This window comes from Magnetospirillum moscoviense (genome assembly GCF_001650635.1).
Taxonomy (GTDB): domain Bacteria; phylum Pseudomonadota; class Alphaproteobacteria; order Rhodospirillales; family Magnetospirillaceae; genus Magnetospirillum; species Magnetospirillum moscoviense.
Genome location: NZ_LWQU01000130.1, coordinates 172282 through 188796, shown reverse-complemented (window position 1 = coordinate 188796; position 16515 = coordinate 172282). Strand labels below are relative to the sequence as shown.

The window sequence follows — 16515 nt, the reverse complement described above, 5'->3', positions numbered from 1 at the left end:
TTCCGGCCCAAGGCGATGCCGCGCAGGGCGCGTTCGGCGGCATTGTTCGACAGACAGATGCGGCCGTCGTCGAGGAAACGGGTGAAGGCGGGCCAGCGCTTGAGCATGTAGTCCATGGAAGCGGCGAACTGGCAGGCGCATTCGGTGCGCGGCTTTATTTCCGGTTCCCTGAAGAAGTCGCTGGGCCTTGAGGTCACCAGCGAAAAGGTCGAGACCGGTGGGCGAGTCTATCGCATCCGGGACTGCTGATGGGAAGCCGCAGCCCCGGCAACGGGTGGCGGCACGTCCCTTCACGGCTCTCTCAGAACCTCCGGGATGTCCTGCGCTCCGTGCAGGATGCGCAAGATTCTCGGCGGGACCCGCTGGGAATTGTAGACGATGACGTAGGGAAAGCCGGTGAGGGCCACGAAACGGTATGGTGGATCAGCCAAGTCGGGCCTGATCATCCCGATCTCCGGGTGGAAGCCGATCCGTCCCGCCGCGGCCGCGACTGCTTCCCTCAAGGCGCGCGCAGCGGCGGGATTGTCCTTGGTGATCCAGCGAATCGCCGCCAGCAGATCATTCCGCGCCCTGGGCGACAGCGTCGCGACGCTCATTGCTGGCTGGTTTCAATGATCCCATCGACCTCGGCCAGCACATCGTCCAGGGCAAAGTCGCCCTCCCTATCAGCCTCGGCTTCCACTGCCGCTAGCATGGCGCGGAACCCGGCCCGGCGCTCCTCGGCCTCCTGTAGAAGGCGCAAGCCCGAGCGAACCACTTCGCTGACGTTGTTGTAGCGACCGACCTCCACACAGGTCCGGGCGAAACGCTCCAGTTCCGGCGTCAAACTCACATTGGTCGCCATGATGAGCCTCGAATGTCAAACATTGACATAAGGTAGGTCGCCGGACGGTGGGATGCAAGAGGCATCGTCAGCGGGTTTTGCGTCCCCCCCGGCGATGCAGGCCGGGATGGATATCGAAGCGGTCGGCGGCCTCGTGTCCCGCTTCGTAGGCGTCGGTCAGCACCGTGCGGCCGGCCCGGCGGTCCTTGACCGTGAACTTGATGCCCAGGCGGTTCAGTTCTTCGTCCACGACCGACGCCTTGATCGGCACCAGATCGCGCCCGGTGGAGCGGACCATCGCCGCCTCGCGCTCCTCGCGCAGGGTGTGCAGCTTGCGGGCGATGCCGTGACCCAGGCCGACCTGGAACGAATTGGTGCCGCCGCGCCGTTCGCTGGAATGCAACTCGGCATAGACGGCACCAGCCTTGAAGCGATCGGTCTCGGTGGCGAAGGTGATTTCGATCAGGTCGTAGAGGTAATGGGCCGCCTCCACATCGGCGGGCAGGCCGAAGAAGACGTGGCGCAGCAGTCCGGCCGGATTTTTCTCGATCCAGGTGCGGCAGTCGAAGAAGGCGGCGACCGAGGGGGTGCATTCGTCGATGGGGCCGGTGCGGCGGCGGGTGGTCTCGATTCCGACGCCCTCGCAGGCCTGGCGGCGCAAATCCAGTTCGCTGAGCGACAGGCCGTAGCGGTCCAGCAGTTCCGCCACCTTTTCGGCGGCGGCCAGGGCTTCCTGTTCGGTACAGCCCTGGTCGACCGTCTTGGCCCTGAGCGCCTGGATGCGCTGGATCAGGCGGTCGAGATCGGCATCGCCGTGGGAACCGGCGGGCAGCACCCGCACTTGTCGGCGCAGTTCGTCGAACAATTCACGCACCACCGGGGGAAGTTCACCCGTCGCCACCTTGCGGCCGATCTCGGCGGCGATGGCGTCCAGCGATGGCGCCCGCCCACCCCAGCCGGAGCGAGCCCGGCGCTGGAGCGTTTCTATCATCACCGATGCAAGCTTGCCGTAGCCGTCCGCCAGATCGTCGCGCCCGCAGTGGCGAGCGAAGGCGCCGGTGGACACCGCTTCGATCAGGTTGTCGGAATCGGCCATGCGGCGGGCGAGGGCAAGGTCATCGTCACCGAGTTCGGCTTCGGCCCAGGCGAAGGCCAGGGCGTCAATGTCGCTGTCCTCGGGGCCGTAGGGAAATTCGGACGACTGGCCGAGGCGGTCGGAAATGTCGGTGAGGCCGGGGACCTCCAGCCCGCCATGGCGCAGGACATGGCGATAGATTGTCTCGGCGCAGCGATGGGGATTGGACAGGCCCTTGCCTCCGGGCCGGATGAAGGGCAGTGCCACCGCCAGGGTGGCGTCATCGAGCGGGGTGACGGCACTGACGGCGATGAAGGCATCGCTTCCCGGAATCGGGCACAGCCGCATCGCCAGCGTCAGCCCCGGCATCGTCGGCAGGGCGTCGTCGTAGAGGCGCAACTTGGTGCCGTTGGCGATGTCGTCGAGCAGCAGGATTCCGGCACCGTCCTCCCCCTTGATCCGCAGCAGGCGGAAGCGGATTTCCCGCAGGGTTTCGTAAGCGTCCTCGTCCCCCGGTTCGGGGCGGCGCTGGCGCAGCAGGCGGTCGATGGCGGTGCTGCCGCTGGTCGAGGGCAGGACCATCGCCAGATCGGCGGCCAAGGCCAAGGCGCGCGCCAGCACGGCTTCGCCGTCCGGATCGGTGGGATCAAAGCCCTTGCTCAGCCAGCCGCGGACGGTGGTCTCGACCTTGGCCCGTGGCGAGAATGCCAGCGCTTCCAGCGCCAGTTCCGTCACGGCTTGCCGCAGTCGGCGGGCCCGCTCGGCCAAAGGCAATGGAGGAGCATGGATGGTCATTGGCTGTCGTCCGTGATTGTCGCCGTGTCTTTGTATCACGGAAATGGCCCAGGCGAAGCCGTAGCGCAACGGTAGCCCAGGCTGTCGTAGCCCTTGATCCGTTTGCCGCTCAGGCGCGGTACCCATTCGTTGGCGCAGGCCGGGGAGTATCCCGACTTGCCACTCTTGGGATTGCTCCAGCGCTTGGGGAAGACATCGTCGCGTCCTCGGAACAGCGAGTGGAACAGAGCGATCTTGGCGGCGGGGGGAGATGCGCCGGTCACGCGGGCCGTTGGAGATCGTTCGGTATCCGTGGCGCGACGGTTGGCTTCGCGGGCGCGGAGGCGGGTGAGCCTGGATTCAAGGTCGGCGCGTTCGGCATCCAGAGCCGTCAGCCGAGCCATGATCGCGGCGATTTCGTCCGCCTCGGATAAGATCATGAAGAACGGCGCGGGATCACTCCCGCTCCTGCCGTTCGGCTTCCGCCGTCAACAGTCGGATTGCGGCCGCCAGCGGGGGCAGATGTTCGCCGACGATATTCCAGGTCGCCCGCACGTCGGTACGCTGGTATTCGTGCCGCAGCAGGTTGCCGATGGCTGCAATCTGCCGCCAGGGAATGTCCGGGGCCAGTTCCTTGAGATCGTCGGGAATATGGCGACTGGCCTCGGAGATGATTTCCAGCCCGCGTTCGACGGCACGTTGCATGCCCCAATTGTCGGTATAGCTTTTGAAGCTGGCTTGGCCGATGACGGCTTCAATGCCGGAGATCGCATCCATGATGTCGGAAAGGCGAAGCAGGACGGTGAGTCCCATCTCAGAACACCAGCAGCGCTTCGGATTCGATCCGGGGCCGAAGCATCGGATGTAGGCTGGCACGGGTCATGACGTCGGATTCGGTGCCCAGGATACGGCTGACCTGCTCCTGGATGTCCACCAGTTCGATCAGGCTGAAACGGGGATTGTCGGTATCGAAGAAAAGGTCCACATCGCTGTCTGCCCGCGCCTGCTCGCGAGCGACGGAGCCGAACAGATACAGATGCGCGACACCGAAGCGGTGCAATTCCGCTTCGTGAGCCCGCAGTGCCGCCATGACCTGCTCGCGATCCATGTCCATCTCCTGGTCCGGTTGCGACTATACAACGTCGGAGCGGGCGGTGCAAAAGCGCCTTTGGCAGTGGTGATCAGCCCTGGTGGTGGGGAAACGGGCGGATATTGGAGGCGGGGGGTATGGATTGCGCCGCTTCGTCGCTGCTTCCCCGTAGCCGCCACCGGGAGATTCCGAACACGATGCCGTCGGGGGGGAACCTCATGGTGTTGACGATGCGGCCCTGGTTGGCGGACAGCCACTTGCCCAGGCGCTTGCCGCTGATGGCGCCGCCGTCGCCGGCCACCGCCAGCAGGGCTTCCCGGAATTCGGGGTTGATGAAGTCCGCCCGGCCATGGAAGCTGGCAAGCTGATCGGTGGCGACATCGATCACCTCCTTGACCGAGATGCGGCGGCTGCCGAGATGGGTGTGCCATTGCTCGATCACCGTGGTCAGCGCCTCCAGCTTGGGATCGGCGCCGCGCACCTCTTCCATGGTGGCGCAGGGGGCGGCCTCGCCCAGCCAGATCAACCCGTCGCGGACCCAGCGCGACCACTCGGTGAAGGAGCCCAGCGGCGTGGTCTGCTGCGGGCGGCCGGCGAGGTGGAAGGCGCGCAGGATGGTCAGCGCCGCCGCCACGTAATCGCCGCGGGTGGCGGCGACCGTGGCGACCGGGTCCCGGTCGAACTCGCGCAGTTCGGGGCGCTCGACCCCGGCATCCAGGGTGCAGCGGATGGCGCGCCGGGTCATGTCGCCGACCACGGTCAGGTTGTTGCCGGTGGCGAACACCGCCGCCGTGCTGGGCACCTCGATATTGAGCGATTTTCCCAGCAGGCGCACCTTGAGCATGGGCTGGGTCAGCACCTGGCACAGCAATTCTCCGCCAAGGCCGATCTCGCAATTGTCGATGGAGATCAGCGGATCGCCGGCGATCAGGGCGGCGCCCAGGCGCTTTTCCATTTCTTCCTCGGTCTTGCCTTGGGCGATGACCGCGGCGGGGCGGCCCGAGGCGATCATGCTGGCGATGTCGACCAGCAGGGACTTGCCCGATCCGGCGGTGGGAGCGTTGAAGCCGTGGAGCGGCGCCGCCGGCAGCGAGCGGCGGATGGCGGCGGTCAGCATGCCCGATAGCGCCACCGCCCGGTCGGCCCCGGTGACGAAGGGAAAGGTCTCGATCACGCCGCGCAGGAAACGCAGGGCCGACAGCGCCAGACCGCGATCCGGATGGGCGGGGATGGCGGGGAAGAAGCCCCCTTGCGGATCGTACAGCAGGCCGGTGGCGGCATCATAGCCGGGCTGGTTCAGCAACGAGCCATCGGCGCGGAGCGTCGGAGCGTTGATGATGCCGGTCAGCACCGGCAGCTTCCACATCCCTTCGCGGGCGAGATAGGTGTCGGCGATGCGCAAGGGGCAGTCGGTCGACACCCAATCCTCGGCGCGGGCGTCGATCAGCTCAGGCGTTTCCTTCTCGTAGCGGCGCAGTTGGGTGACGCCCCGATCAATGGCGCCACCATCCTTCGGGTTCTTGTGCTCGACGATGGCGACGGGAATGCCGTTGACCACGAACATCACGTCGGCCCGGTTGCCCTTGCGCGCCGGGGGCTTGATTTTCCATTCCCAGGTGACGTGAAAGGTGTTGTCCGCCGGATGTTCAAAATCGACGAACTGGACGGATGCCGGCCAAAGTGATCGCCACAGGTTTGCAACAGGCGCTGGGCAACTTGGCGATAATGTTCCTCGGTTTCCGCGTGATCATGTTCTCCTCCCGTTACTTGGACATATTCAAGTGGTTCAGAGGAGCCCAATCGACGTGCAAACAACGTTGGTTGCCTGCCCCCGCAACCAAATTCGATAGAAATATCAAACAATTAGCCGCCCATCGGGGCGCGTTTGGATAATCGCCATGGACTCACCATGGACTCATTAGGAATCGAAATCCTGCGCAGGAGGGTCACGGCCTCGGCCCCAGCAAGGCCATCATCTCGGTGAGCCCAATGGCCTCCAGGTCATCCTTCAGAGGATATCGCTCGGTGCCGGGATAGACCACGAAACGGGCATCGGGCTTGATGTCGTCGCAGGCCAGCCAGAATCCCTTCGATGGCTGCGGTGACAGGCTGCGCTTGATCTCGATGGCCCATAGCCGGCCAGGTCCGGTGGACAGGATCAGATCCACCTCGGCGCCCGCCGACGTCCGGTAGAATCCGGCCTGGGCATTGTCTGGTGCTGCCGCCAGCAGGTTCTCGATGACATAGCCTTCCCAACTGCTCCCGGCGACCGGGTGCCCGAGAAGGTCTTCCATTGTTTCCAGCCCCAGCAGTGTATGCACGATGCCGCTGTCGCGGACGAAAACGCGAGGCGACTTGACCATGCGCTTGCCGGTATTGGACATCCACGGCGTCAGCCGCCGCACCAGCAGCAGGTCGACCAGCAGGTCGAGATAGCGAGCCACGGTGACGCCGGCGACCCCCAGGCCCTGGCCAATGCGCGCGGCGTTGAGCAGCCCCCCTTGTTCGTGGGTGAGCATGGTCCAGAATCGGCGCAGGGTTTCCGCCGGCACCCGTGGCCCCAACTGAGGGATGTCGCGTTCCAGATAGGTGCGGATGAAGGCCTGCCTCCACTCGGCGCTGTCGCGGTCATCAGGTGCCAGGAAGCTGTCCGGGAAGCCGCCGCGCAGCCAGTGGCGATCCATATCGCCGATGCCCTTTACCACTTCCTGAGCGTCGAACGGGGTCAACTCGAACGTGGCGATGCGCCCAGCCAGTGTCTCCGATGATTGCTTCAGGAGTTCGATGGAGGCAGACCCAAGCAAGAGGAAGCGGTCAGACCGCCGACCTCGCCGCCGACCCGCGTCGATCAATCCGCGCAGGACTTTGAACAAATCAGGCACACGCTGGACTTCGTCGAGAATGACCAGCTTGTCTTCGTGGGCGGCCAGGTACAGTTCGGGTTCCGCCAGCTTGGCCAGATCGGAAGGCGATTCGAGATCGAGATAGATGGACTGGCGGCTCTCGCCGATTTCCAGCGCAAGCGTGGTCTTGCCACTCTGGCGAGGTCCGAGCAATGCTACTGCCGGATGGCGCTGGAGCAGGTTCTCGATGGCGGGGCGGTGACGGCGTTCGATCATCCTTGCAATTATGATATCGGATGTCAGAATTGCAAGGGAGAACCGCTGTGGGCTTGGTGTCGGCCAAGGAGAGGAGTGACATGGACGATTGGGATGCGCCGGACGGCATCGATCTGAACGGTCCCTTGCCGCACCACAAAATTCAGGCAATCGAGGTCTCGGGCGGATTTCTGGACGGTACCCGACTGGAGTTTGTCGATGGGCTGAATTGCATCATCGGCGGGCGCGGCACCGGCAAGACCACCGTGCTGGAATTCATCCGCTACGTCCTCGATCTCATGCCCGACCCGGCGGACAGCCGTCCCCGCGCCAAGATCATTGACGGGATCGTGCGCGGCAATCTCGGCAGCGGCACCATCGCGCTTGAGGTGGAGACCAAGCACGGGACCAGCTATCGCGCCGAGCGCCCCTGGGGCGACAGCGTTCAGGTGCTGGATGAGGATGGTGACCCGGTATCGGTCTCGCTTGAGCGTGACTTGGTGTTCAAGGCCGACATCTACAGTCAGAACGAGATCGAGGAAATCGCCACCAATCCCCGCTTCCAATTGTCATCATGGCATTGGAACAATCCCCGGACATCTGGGCGGGTGTCGCCACCCAGTATGTCGGCGCCTGGGGCAGCGCCGCCCCCGTCGTTCAGATCGCCGCTATCATCGCCGTGGTGATCGTGGTGGCGATCCCATGGTCGCGGCGGCGGGAGCAACCGGATTCCTCCGGTGTCCCGGTCGAGGCCTTCGCCCATGTGGTCGAGGAGCAGGCCCGCCAGACCGAGGCCCTGCGCTCGGCGGTCGAGGGCCTGTCCGAGATCGTCCACCAGATCCGCCTGCTGCTGGAAGCCCGCACCCTGTGCCCCTATGGAGACCGGCGCGATGCCTGATCCGGCTCTCAGCCAGGCGCTGAAGGAGGCGTTCGCATCAGCCCCGGCAGGGACGGTGATTCTCGATACGCTGGAAATCTGGCATCCCAGCTTCACCGAGCCGATCCGGGTGGTCCGCGACCATGCCGATCTCACCGCCCGGCTGGAGGCCGGTGCTCCCCGCGATGGCGGCAAGCAGGTGACCTTCGCCGCACTGGCCTTCGAGTTCTCGCCGCCACCGGTGGATACCGCTCCGGTGCCGGAAATCACCGTCACTCTCGATAATGTCGGCAGCGACATCACCGACGCCCTTGAGGGAGCCGCCATCAGCCAGCAGGTGATCGAGATCACTTGGCGACCCTATCTCTCCACCGATCTCAACGGCCCCCATATGGACCCGCCCATCACCATGACCCTGACCGATGTCGAAGCCGACACCATGAGGGTCACCGGGCGCGCCCGCATGCTGGACGCCGGCAACAAGTCCTTCCCGTCCATCACCTACACCGCCCGGCGCTTTCCCGGTCTGGCGCGAACTTGGCGAAAGTCCAGGGTGGTCGCTTCTGTCCTATCGGCCAACTACCGCTCCCACTCGCCTTTACGACGGCGCCAGCACGTATTCGAGGCGCCGCCCACGGCGAAAGGTGTCGGCAGATTTGACATCTCGAACGGTCCCCGGGAAGAAAAATCATATTTTCCAATGCTGTATTTGTGTGGCCCGCTGTGTGCATGACCTGCCGGTATCCGTAGTTTCATCGCGGGTCCCGTGAATTTTCCGAAGGTGCCGTGCCATGAACAAGTCGGTTGTTTCCGCCCGGAACTCCTGCTCGAAATGTCCTCCGGCCAATCGGACGACACCGCAGCTCCGAGCCGAGGCGGAGGCGACGTTCATCCGCACTCCCCCCAAAGTGCCCGCCCTGTCGCCGGATCAGCTGCTGCATGAACTTCAGGTGCATCAGATCGAACTGGAGATGCAAAACGAGACCCTGCGCCAGACCCAAGCGGATCTGGTCAAGTCACGCGATCGCTATATGGACCTGTACGAGTTCGCCCCGGTCGGATACGTCACCCTGAACAAGTCCGGCCTGATCGAGGAATTGAGCCTGACCGCGGCGGCCTTGCTGAAGCGCGAGCGCAGGGATCTTGTTCAGCAGCAATTTTCCAGCCTTGTCGCGCAGCAGGACCGCGAGGGCTGGCAGAAGAACTTCCATCACGCCGTCAAGCATGGCGGAAAGCACAGTTGCGAACTGACGCTGATTCTTGATGACGGCACCGCTTTCGAGGCCGGCCTGGATTATCTGCGCATCGGCGGCCAGGCGGATCGCGCCGTCCGTCTGGCGGTCACCGACATCACCGCGCGCAAGAAGGCCGAAGTCGAGATGCGTATTGCCGCCATCGCCTTCGAGTCGCACGAAGGCATGGTCGTCACCGACCCCGACGGGGTGATTCTTCGCGTCAACCGGGCCTTCACCCGACTGACCGGCTTCAGTGCACAGGAAGCGATCGGGCGCAAACGGGTCCTTCTGGTCTCCGGCAGGCAGGACAAGGGTTTCTATCAGCAGATTCGCCAAACCCTGATCGAGGAAAAATATTGGCAGGGAGAGATGTGGAACAGGCGCAAAAACGGCGAATTGTATGCGGAATGGCTGACCATCTCGGCGGTCGTCGCCCCCGACGGCACCACCACCCACTATGTCGGCGCCTTCTCCGAGGTCACCAAGGACAAGGAGGCCGAGGCGGTGATCCGCCACCTTGCCTATTACGATGCCCTTACCAATCTGCCCAACCGGCGCCTGCTCCACGACCGGATCAGCCAGGCCCTGGTGGGGGCCACCCGGTCCGGACACCATGCCGCCGTGGTTTTCCTTGATCTCGACAATTTCAAGAGCCTGAACGACACGCGCGGCCACGATATCGGCGATCAGCTTCTGGTCGAAATGGCCCGACGCATTCTGGCCAATGTCCGGGCCGGCGATACCGTCGCCCGGCTGGGCGGAGACGAGTTCGTGTTGATTTTCGAAGATCTGAGCCCCGATGGCGCGGCGGCCGCCGCCCAGGTCGCCCAGTTGGGCGAGAAGATCCGCGAGGCCATTGCGCAGCCTTGTGATCTGGGCGGAATTCCGTTTCAGTGCACCGCCAGCTTCGGCGTCGCCTTGAGCCGGGGGCAGGAGGAATCCGTCACGACCTTGCTCAAGAACGCCGATCTGGCGATGTACAAGGCCAAGGGCTCCGGGCGCAACACGATGCGTTTCTTCAATTCCGCGCAGATCGGCTGAGCATCACGGGAACGCCACCTCGGAGGCGGCCAACTGGATGGTCAAGGCCCGGCGTAAGCGGGCCAGGCCGACGTCCGAGGTCGATTCGCAGCGGGCCACCAGGGTCGCCTGGGTATTCGAGGCTCGCAACAACCACCAGCCATCCCGGGTGGTGACCCGGACGCCATCGATGGCGACCATGCCGGCTCCGGCCTCGACCAGTCGGTTCCTGACCTCGGACACCACGTCGAACTTGCGGTCGTCGGGGCAGGGGATGCGGAGTTCCGGCGTGTTGTGCAGCCTGGGCAATCGATCGTATCGCTGGGCCAGCGTCGTGTCTTGCCAGCGCGAAACCATGCCGACGAAGCGAATGGCGGCATAAAGGGCATCGTCATAGCCGAAATAGCTGTCGGCGAAGAACAGGTGGCCGCTCATCTCGCCGGCCAGCGGCGCACCGGATTCAGCCATCCGGGTCTTGACCAGGGAATGGCCGGTCGGGCACATCACCGGCTGGCCTCCCAGGGCGGCGACGTGATCGAACAGCGCCTGGCTGGATTTCACGTCGGCCAGCACCATCGCGCCGGGGCGGGTCGCCAGCATGTCTTCGGCCAGCAGCATCAGCAGCTGATCGCCCCACATGATCCGGCCCAGGGAATCGACCACGCCGATCCGATCGCCATCGCCGTCGAAGGCGATGCCAAGATCGGCGCCGTGATGGCGAACCGTATCGATCAACTGGATCAGGTTTTTCGGCTCGGTCGGGTCGGGATGGTGGGCGGGGAAGGTGCCGTCGATTTCGGCATTGAGCAGGATGTGGGTTCCCGGCAGGGCTGCCGTCAATCGGGTCATCACGTCGCCGGCGGCGCCGTTGCCGGAATCCCAGACGACGGTCAGCGGGCGCAGGCCGCGGTAATCCTCGAGCAGTCGATCGACATAGGCGCCCATCACCGGAATGTCGAGCGCGCGGCCGCCTGCGCGGGAGTGACCGGTTCCCGCCGCCGCGCGGCGGCCCAAATCGCGGATTTGATCGGCATAGAAGGGCTTGCCGGCCAGCACGATCTTGAATCCGTTATGATCTGCCGGGTTGTGCGATCCGGTCACCATGATCGCCCCGTCGGCGTCGGCCACATGGGCGGCATAATAAAGCATCGGGGTCGGCCCCATGCCGATCCGGTGGACGGTCAGCCCCGATGCCACCAGGGCGCCGACCAGGGCCGATTCCAGCTCGGGCGAGCTGAGCCGTCCATCCAGGCCGACGCAAACCGTTTTTCCGCCATTTTCAAACACCAGACTGGCGAAGGTCCGGCCAAGGGCATGGGCATCGGCGCACGACAGGGTTTGTCCGACGATCCCGCGAATGTCGTATTCGCGCAGAATTGACGGATGAAAGGCATGGGGCATGCAATGGTGTTCCCTGCACGGGGTACGGCTATCCCGTGGCCGGCCGCCTGGATTGGGGGGCATTGGTAGGCCAGCCACGGGAGCCGTCACGGTCGGCCCCCGAGAGGGCGTGGGGGCTTCGCGTGTTCCGAATCATCCAGGGCCGTTTCGTTCGAGGAGTTCGGTTCGTTCGTAACCGGCCAGAGATCATCCGATTAATAGTATAGGCAGGGTCCAATGCTTGCCATCAGCGTCGGAAACTACCCAGGCGTTAGACCATCGAGCCTCAGATATGAGGCACGATGGTCTAAGTTTTTGGTTGTCCCTCGCCGGGCGCAAACCTCCGGTTTGCTTGGCCGCGCCCTCAATGGGCGCTGGAGCAGCGCGCCTCTGATTAAAGGCGCGCCGCCCTAACCTATATGGCGCACCACATGCGGCCCCAGGCGGTTGGCGACCGGAAGCGGCAAGCGTTTCCATGCGGCGATGAACAATCGGTATTTGGGATTGAGCGGGTTGATCTCGGCCGGCTCGCCGCCGCCCCTGACCTTGAATTCGTGGCGGATGGGATCCGGCTCGAACCCCCAATTCTTCTTGAAGCTGAACGGTCCGGAGCCCACTTTCGACCGACCGAAATCGAATATGGTGAAGCCATGGTCATGGGCATGGCGCATCAGGCGCCAATACATGAAATCGTTGGCGCCCAGATCGCGGGCCATGGGCAGGCAGCCGGTGTAATAAGGCATGACCGAGCCGCGGAAATAGAAGTTCAGGACGCTGGAAATGGCCATTCCCTGATAGGTTACGGTCAGGCAATCGCAGCTGCCGGCGAATTCCTTCATCAGGGCGGTGAAGAAGCTCCGGCCGAACACCGGCGTCCCCATGTTGCGCATGCTGAAGGCGTAGAGCGGGAAGAACCGGCTGGGTTCGGTCTCGTGTTCCTCGACCAGCAACCGCGCGTCGATGGCCTTGCGCACCACGGCCCGCTGTTTGCGCGGTATCTGCTTCAGGCATTCTTCGTCGGTGGCGGCGATGGGGCGCGAGAAATTGGCGTAGATTTCGGTCTGGGCGCGCCAGCCGTCGCCTTGGTGCGGGCGGGGCGGTCGGCGCAGCTCCAGGCTGTCGGCCCCCAGGGATTCCATCAGCCGGACCGCTTCGGCATCGAGCGCCGCATGGGCCTCGTCATCCAGCGCCGCCACCCCGCCGCCGATGGTGAAGGCGGTCGAGATCAGGCGGTTGCCGAACAGTCGGCTCTTGACGTGAACCAAGGGCAGGATTCCGACGATCCTTCCGTCGCGTTCGGCATAAAGATAGTGCCCTTTCTGCCCATAGACGGATTCGATGACGTTTTTCCAACCATAGCGATGAAAGAAGGTCGCATCCGGGCATTCGGCCAGGACGAAGCGGTCCCAGGCCAGCCACTGTTGATCATCCAGTACCTTGATGGTGACGGCCATGTCGGTGGTTTCCCTGTGGTTATGTCCCCGGGCGAAAGACCCGGTCCATGCGATCCCAGGCGAAATCGGACAACAGCCGATCCAGGCGCCCTGCTGTCTTGCCGAGATTGAGGTAGTGGCGAAGCCGGGACTTGAAGCCGAGCGGCTTGACCCGCGGTTGACCCGGGTCGATTTCCCAGGGATGCAGATAGAAAATGGCCGGCTTGTCGTCGCCGGTATTGACGGTGGAAATCGCCGCCCGGCTAAGGGTATAGGGCAGCAGCCTGAAGAATCCCCCGCCACCGCCCGGCAGGTTGCGTTGGCCAAGCCGGACGGTGGTGATGGGGTATTCCTCGAATGCCATGCCGACCAGGGGGAAGAAGGCGAAGCGCGGCGCGCCGGGCATTCCGTAATTGTCCCGCTGGACCGGATAGACGCTGGACGAATAGGTATAGCCTTCGTCGGCAAGGATCGCGAAAGCCCACAGATTGCGGTCGCTGATCGAGAAGGTGGGGGCGCGATAACCGCACACCTGGACGCCCGACAGGTCCTCCAGCAGGGCCTTGGAGCGGCGGATATCCTGGCGGAAGCTGTCGGCGTCCTGATGATCGGCGCGGCGGTGCTCGCTGCCGTGGCTGGCCAGTTCGTGTCCTTCGGCGACGATTCGCCGCACCAGGGTCGGATGGCGCTCGGCGATCCAGCCCAGGGTGAAGAAGGTGGCCTTGACCGCGTGGCGGGCGAACAGTTCAAGGATGCGGTTGGTGTTGTCTTCCACCCGCCGTGGCTGGCGGTCCCAATCCTTGCGGTCGATGGCCCCGGCCAAGGCCTGAACCTGGAAATAGTCCTCGACATCCACCGACATGGCATTGACCAGCCGGCCACCCTGACGCAGGGGCTCGAAACATTTGGTTCGATAGGTTGGATTGGTGCCGGGCATGTCGGTTCCTTATTCGGGATCGGTGTCGCCGGATTCTTCGTGCAGCCCTCGTTCGATGGCGTAGGAAAAGTATTTCAGGGCGCGGCCGTGACGTTCGACGGTTCGTTCGATGCTGGCGAGGCGCTGGTGAAGCGGCGTGGAATCGCTCGAAAGCATCACCCCCTCGGTTCGATCGCCCGAGCGGTCCAGGACCTGGCTGGTTTCATGCGACAGGTCGTCGATGACGCTTTTGACCACCTCCCGATCCACGGTATGCAGTTCATCGAGGAAGCCGAACAGCATGATTCGCGAGCACAGGGTGTTGATCTTGCGGGGAACGCCGCCGGTGTGAAGAAAGATGTCGGCCAGCGCCTCTTCGGTGAAGTGCGGGTTGTCATTCCAGCCGACCACGGACAGGCGGTGGCGGACATACTCGCTGGTTTCGGCCGCCCCCATCGGACCCAGGTGGAACGAGGCGATGATGCGTTGGCGGAACTGCTCGAGATTCGGGCTGGCCAGGGTGCGCCGGAATTGCGGCTGCGCCAGTAGGAAGCTTTGCAGCGGCACCTTGGCGCCGACCTGGAAATTGGAGAGCATCCGCAACTCCTCCAGCGCCTGGGGCGGCACGTTCTGGGCTTCATCGACCAGAAGCAGGGTCCGCTTGCCCTCTTGATGATTGCCGATCAGGAAGTCCTCGATCCGGCACAGCAGCGTCGCCTTGTCGATATTGGCGAAGGGCAGGTCGAAGGCGGCGGCGACGGCGCGCAGCATGTCGTCGCCGGCCAGGTGCGAGCTGACGATCTTGGCGGTGACGTAGGCCAAGGAATCCAGGGTGGCCAGCAGATGACTGAGGATGGTGGTCTTGCCGGCGCCGACGTCGCCGGTGATGACGATGAAGCCCTCGCTCTGTTCCAGTCCGAACAGCAGATGCGACATGGCTTTGCGGTGGACCGTGCTCTCGAAGAAGAAGCGAGGGTCGGGGGTGAGCTGGAAAGGGAGATCCGTCAGGCCGTAATATTTCGTGTACATCGACTCGCTAGAAGGTTTTCTTGATTCCGACCGCAATGACATCCTCGCGGATGCTCCCGGCCGGTGTCGGCGACGTGGTCGCCACGCTGTATCCCAGGGACCCCAACAATGTCGGGTTCATGGAGTAGCTGAGTTCCGCGCTGCCCTTTCTTTGGGTGGTCCGGCCGGGTGTGGTGTCGCTGACGATCGTGTCGGACTGCGAAATCATCGCCATGCTGCTGATGGCGGGGGTGAGGTGGTGCCGCCACGACAGGCTGGCCCCCTTGGACGTGGCCGATCCGCTGGCCAATGTCGTCGTGCTCGATCCGCTATAGCCGCCCAGGATGCGCTGTTCCGCCAGGCGGACCGACAGGGCGAAGCTGTCGCGCACTTCGTCGTGGCGCAGCACGAAGTCGGTGTTGCGTTGCCAATAGATCGCATTGGAGCGGGTGAACGGCGATGTGGCGGGGTCGGCCTCGAAGCCCGAGAAGGGATTGACGAAATTACCGGTCTCGTCGCGGCGGACCGCGTTCAGGGCCTTCTCGAAGGACAGCGCGTCGGTGGTGATGCCGGAATCCGACGACACGCGCAAGACCGTGCGTGGACCCAGCCAGTGGGCGCCCAGGATGATCCAGTTGGGGCGGTCGTAGCGATGGCCAAGGCCGAATCGCAGATCGGTGGCGGGCGATGGCGTCCAATGGACGCCGCCGGTATAGAAAACACCGCCATACTTGTCCAGATCGACCGAATTGCTGTGGATATAATCGTTGCCGACGGCGGCAAGCAGGCTGAAATCGCCGGATAGGCGGTATTCGGCGCCCAGGGTGTTGCTGACCTGGTCGTAGGTCCGGCCTTTGGTTTCCTCGTGATCGACGTCGCCGGTGTAATCCCACAGCAGCCGCGAGAATGATTCTCCGCTGCGGACCTCAAGACGGCCGCCGTCGGTCACGCTTTTGTCGAGATCGGCCGCCTTGACCGCCGCCGTCGAACTGGTCGAAGCGGATTGCGCCTTCGAGACGTCCTCGTAACGGGTTTCGTCATGGTGGTAGGAAATCTGCCCCAGCGCGACATCGCCGAAGCGCTGTTGGAAGCGTGGCGCGATGCTTTGGGTGTAGACGCGGACGGTGTTGCCGGCCGAGGTGCTGCCGGCGCCGGTGGACTGCCCGGTCTGGCCGGTATGTTCCCGTTGGCTGACGCTTTGCTCGCTGACGCTGGCCCTGGCGGCCAGGAACAGCCGCTGATCGATCAGTTCGGCGTCGAACAGCCCGATGCCGTTGTGGCGGAAGCCGTCCATCTCGGAATAGGTGGCGTATTTGTCGTAGCCCAGGCCGTACTTCAGCCCGCCCTTGATCAGACGGCTATCGACATCGGCGGCGACCGTGCCATTGGCGGTGGTGACGAAGTCCGACTTTGTCGGGCCGGCGGTCCTGTAGACGTTGTTGGTGAATTTCTCGCGGCCGGCCGCACTGACGGTGACGGCCACCGGGCGGGGCGCGTCGGCTTGCGGCTTCAGGTCGGGAACCTGGAATGACGGCGGCAGCAAGGCGCCCGCGGTGGGGAAGGGGGCAAATAGCGGCGCCGCCCCATATCCTCCGGCCCCGGCATTCAGCAGCGATTGCGGCGCCAATTGGGACGTCGGGCGTTGGGGCGTGTCGGCCTGCTGGGCCAAAGTCGGCTGCGCAGCCAACAAAAGGATGCCGGAGATCGATACGGCCGTCTTAATGCGCAATTCTGCCTCCCGGGTTGGCAATATCCGACACAAGAGTCGGATTAACGACCGTACCCG

18 protein-coding genes and 1 pseudogene are annotated in these 16515 nt (G+C 64.1%); 5 read left to right on the top strand and 14 right to left on the bottom strand.

Annotated features, from left to right (window positions below):
• Window positions 1-125 (bottom strand): annotated as a pseudogene (locus A6A05_RS08895) (IS66 family transposase); the annotation flags it as partial.
• Here A6A05_RS08895 and A6A05_RS20130 point away from each other — a divergent pair.
• The gene (locus A6A05_RS20130; RefSeq protein ID WP_082910825.1) at window positions 115-249 is read left to right on the top strand and encodes a DUF3489 domain-containing protein; all 135 of its coding nucleotides are present in this window, start codon (window positions 115-117) and stop codon (window positions 247-249) included. The pseudogene A6A05_RS08895 and the gene A6A05_RS20130 sit on opposite strands and share 11 nt — an antisense overlap.
• 41 nt (window positions 250-290) lie before the next feature.
• Here the strand turns inward: A6A05_RS20130 and A6A05_RS08890 are convergent, their stop codons facing one another.
• From A6A05_RS08890 to A6A05_RS08850, 8 genes are all read right to left on the bottom strand, one after another.
• Complete coding sequence (locus A6A05_RS08890; RefSeq protein WP_068499514.1) at window positions 291-596, bottom strand: type II toxin-antitoxin system RelE/ParE family toxin; 306 nt, start codon at window positions 594-596, stop codon at window positions 291-293.
• Window positions 593-844, bottom strand: coding sequence for a type II toxin-antitoxin system ParD family antitoxin (locus tag A6A05_RS08885; RefSeq protein WP_068499512.1), 252 nt, complete (start codon window positions 842-844; stop codon window positions 593-595). Before A6A05_RS08885 ends, A6A05_RS08890 begins: the two co-directional genes overlap by 4 nt.
• A 67-nt stretch (window positions 845-911) precedes the next feature.
• Window positions 912-2693: a DUF2786 domain-containing protein gene (locus tag A6A05_RS20790; RefSeq protein ID WP_156520974.1), complete on the bottom strand. Its 1782-nt coding sequence runs from the start codon at window positions 2691-2693 to the stop codon at window positions 912-914.
• A gap of 35 nt (window positions 2694-2728) precedes the next feature.
• Window positions 2729-3112 (bottom strand): TOTE conflict system archaeo-eukaryotic primase domain-containing protein, encoded by a 384-nt coding sequence (locus tag A6A05_RS08875; protein WP_068499511.1) that lies wholly within the window; start codon window positions 3110-3112, stop codon window positions 2729-2731.
• A gap of 16 nt (window positions 3113-3128) precedes the next feature.
• Window positions 3129-3485 (bottom strand): HepT-like ribonuclease domain-containing protein, encoded by a 357-nt coding sequence (locus tag A6A05_RS08870; protein WP_068499510.1) that lies wholly within the window; start codon window positions 3483-3485, stop codon window positions 3129-3131.
• A gap of 1 nt (window position 3486) precedes the next feature.
• The gene (locus A6A05_RS08865; protein ID WP_008618258.1) at window positions 3487-3780 is read right to left on the bottom strand and encodes a nucleotidyltransferase family protein; all 294 of its coding nucleotides are present in this window, start codon (window positions 3778-3780) and stop codon (window positions 3487-3489) included.
• Window positions 3781-3853: 73 nt separating this feature from the next.
• Window positions 3854-5455, bottom strand: coding sequence for a type I restriction endonuclease (locus A6A05_RS21795; protein ID WP_245644243.1), 1602 nt, complete (start codon window positions 5453-5455; stop codon window positions 3854-3856).
• Window positions 5456-5708: 253 nt separating this feature from the next.
• On the bottom strand, window positions 5709-6881 hold the full coding sequence (locus A6A05_RS08850) for an ATP-binding protein (protein WP_068499506.1): 1173 nt from the start codon (window positions 6879-6881) through the stop codon (window positions 5709-5711).
• Window positions 6882-6961: 80 nt separating this feature from the next.
• Between A6A05_RS08850 and A6A05_RS20120 the strand changes: the two genes are divergently transcribed.
• The 4 genes from A6A05_RS20120 (at window position 6962) to A6A05_RS22105 (ending at window position 10013) form a co-directional block, all read left to right on the top strand.
• Entirely contained in the window at window positions 6962-7546 is a 585-nt protein-coding gene (locus tag A6A05_RS20120) for an AAA family ATPase (RefSeq protein ID WP_156520973.1), read from the top strand.
• Window positions 7547-7551: 5 nt separating this feature from the next.
• Window positions 7552-7758: a hypothetical protein gene (locus A6A05_RS21790; protein ID WP_245644237.1), complete on the top strand. Its 207-nt coding sequence runs from the start codon at window positions 7552-7554 to the stop codon at window positions 7756-7758.
• Window positions 7751-8470 carry a DUF1833 domain-containing protein gene (locus A6A05_RS08835; protein ID WP_245644236.1) on the top strand — a complete coding sequence of 240 codons (720 nt, stop codon included), beginning with the start codon at window positions 7751-7753 and terminating at the stop codon, window positions 8468-8470. Before A6A05_RS21790 ends, A6A05_RS08835 begins: the two co-directional genes overlap by 8 nt.
• Window positions 8471-8687: 217 nt before the next feature.
• Window positions 8688-10013, top strand: coding sequence for a diguanylate cyclase domain-containing protein (locus tag A6A05_RS22105; protein ID WP_172822243.1), 1326 nt, complete (start codon window positions 8688-8690; stop codon window positions 10011-10013).
• A 3-nt stretch (window positions 10014-10016) separates the two neighbouring features.
• Here A6A05_RS22105 and pgmG read toward each other — a convergent pair whose 3' ends face one another.
• From pgmG to A6A05_RS08805, 5 genes are all read right to left on the bottom strand, one after another.
• Window positions 10017-11393: a phosphoglucomutase/phosphomannomutase PgmG gene (gene pgmG / locus A6A05_RS08825; RefSeq protein ID WP_068499497.1), complete on the bottom strand. Its 1377-nt coding sequence runs from the start codon at window positions 11391-11393 to the stop codon at window positions 10017-10019.
• Between the two features lie 389 nt (window positions 11394-11782).
• The gene (locus A6A05_RS08820; RefSeq protein ID WP_068499496.1) at window positions 11783-12826 is read right to left on the bottom strand and encodes a FemAB family XrtA/PEP-CTERM system-associated protein; all 1044 of its coding nucleotides are present in this window, start codon (window positions 12824-12826) and stop codon (window positions 11783-11785) included.
• Between the two features lie 19 nt (window positions 12827-12845).
• Window positions 12846-13742, bottom strand: coding sequence for an XrtA system polysaccharide deacetylase (locus tag A6A05_RS08815; RefSeq protein WP_068499495.1), 897 nt, complete (start codon window positions 13740-13742; stop codon window positions 12846-12848).
• A gap of 9 nt (window positions 13743-13751) precedes the next feature.
• Window positions 13752-14750: an XrtA/PEP-CTERM system-associated ATPase gene (locus A6A05_RS08810; protein ID WP_068499494.1), complete on the bottom strand. Its 999-nt coding sequence runs from the start codon at window positions 14748-14750 to the stop codon at window positions 13752-13754.
• A 7-nt stretch (window positions 14751-14757) separates the two neighbouring features.
• Window positions 14758-16458, bottom strand: coding sequence for a TIGR03016 family PEP-CTERM system-associated outer membrane protein (locus tag A6A05_RS08805; protein WP_068499493.1), 1701 nt, complete (start codon window positions 16456-16458; stop codon window positions 14758-14760).
• Window positions 16459-16515: the final 57 nt, after the last annotated feature.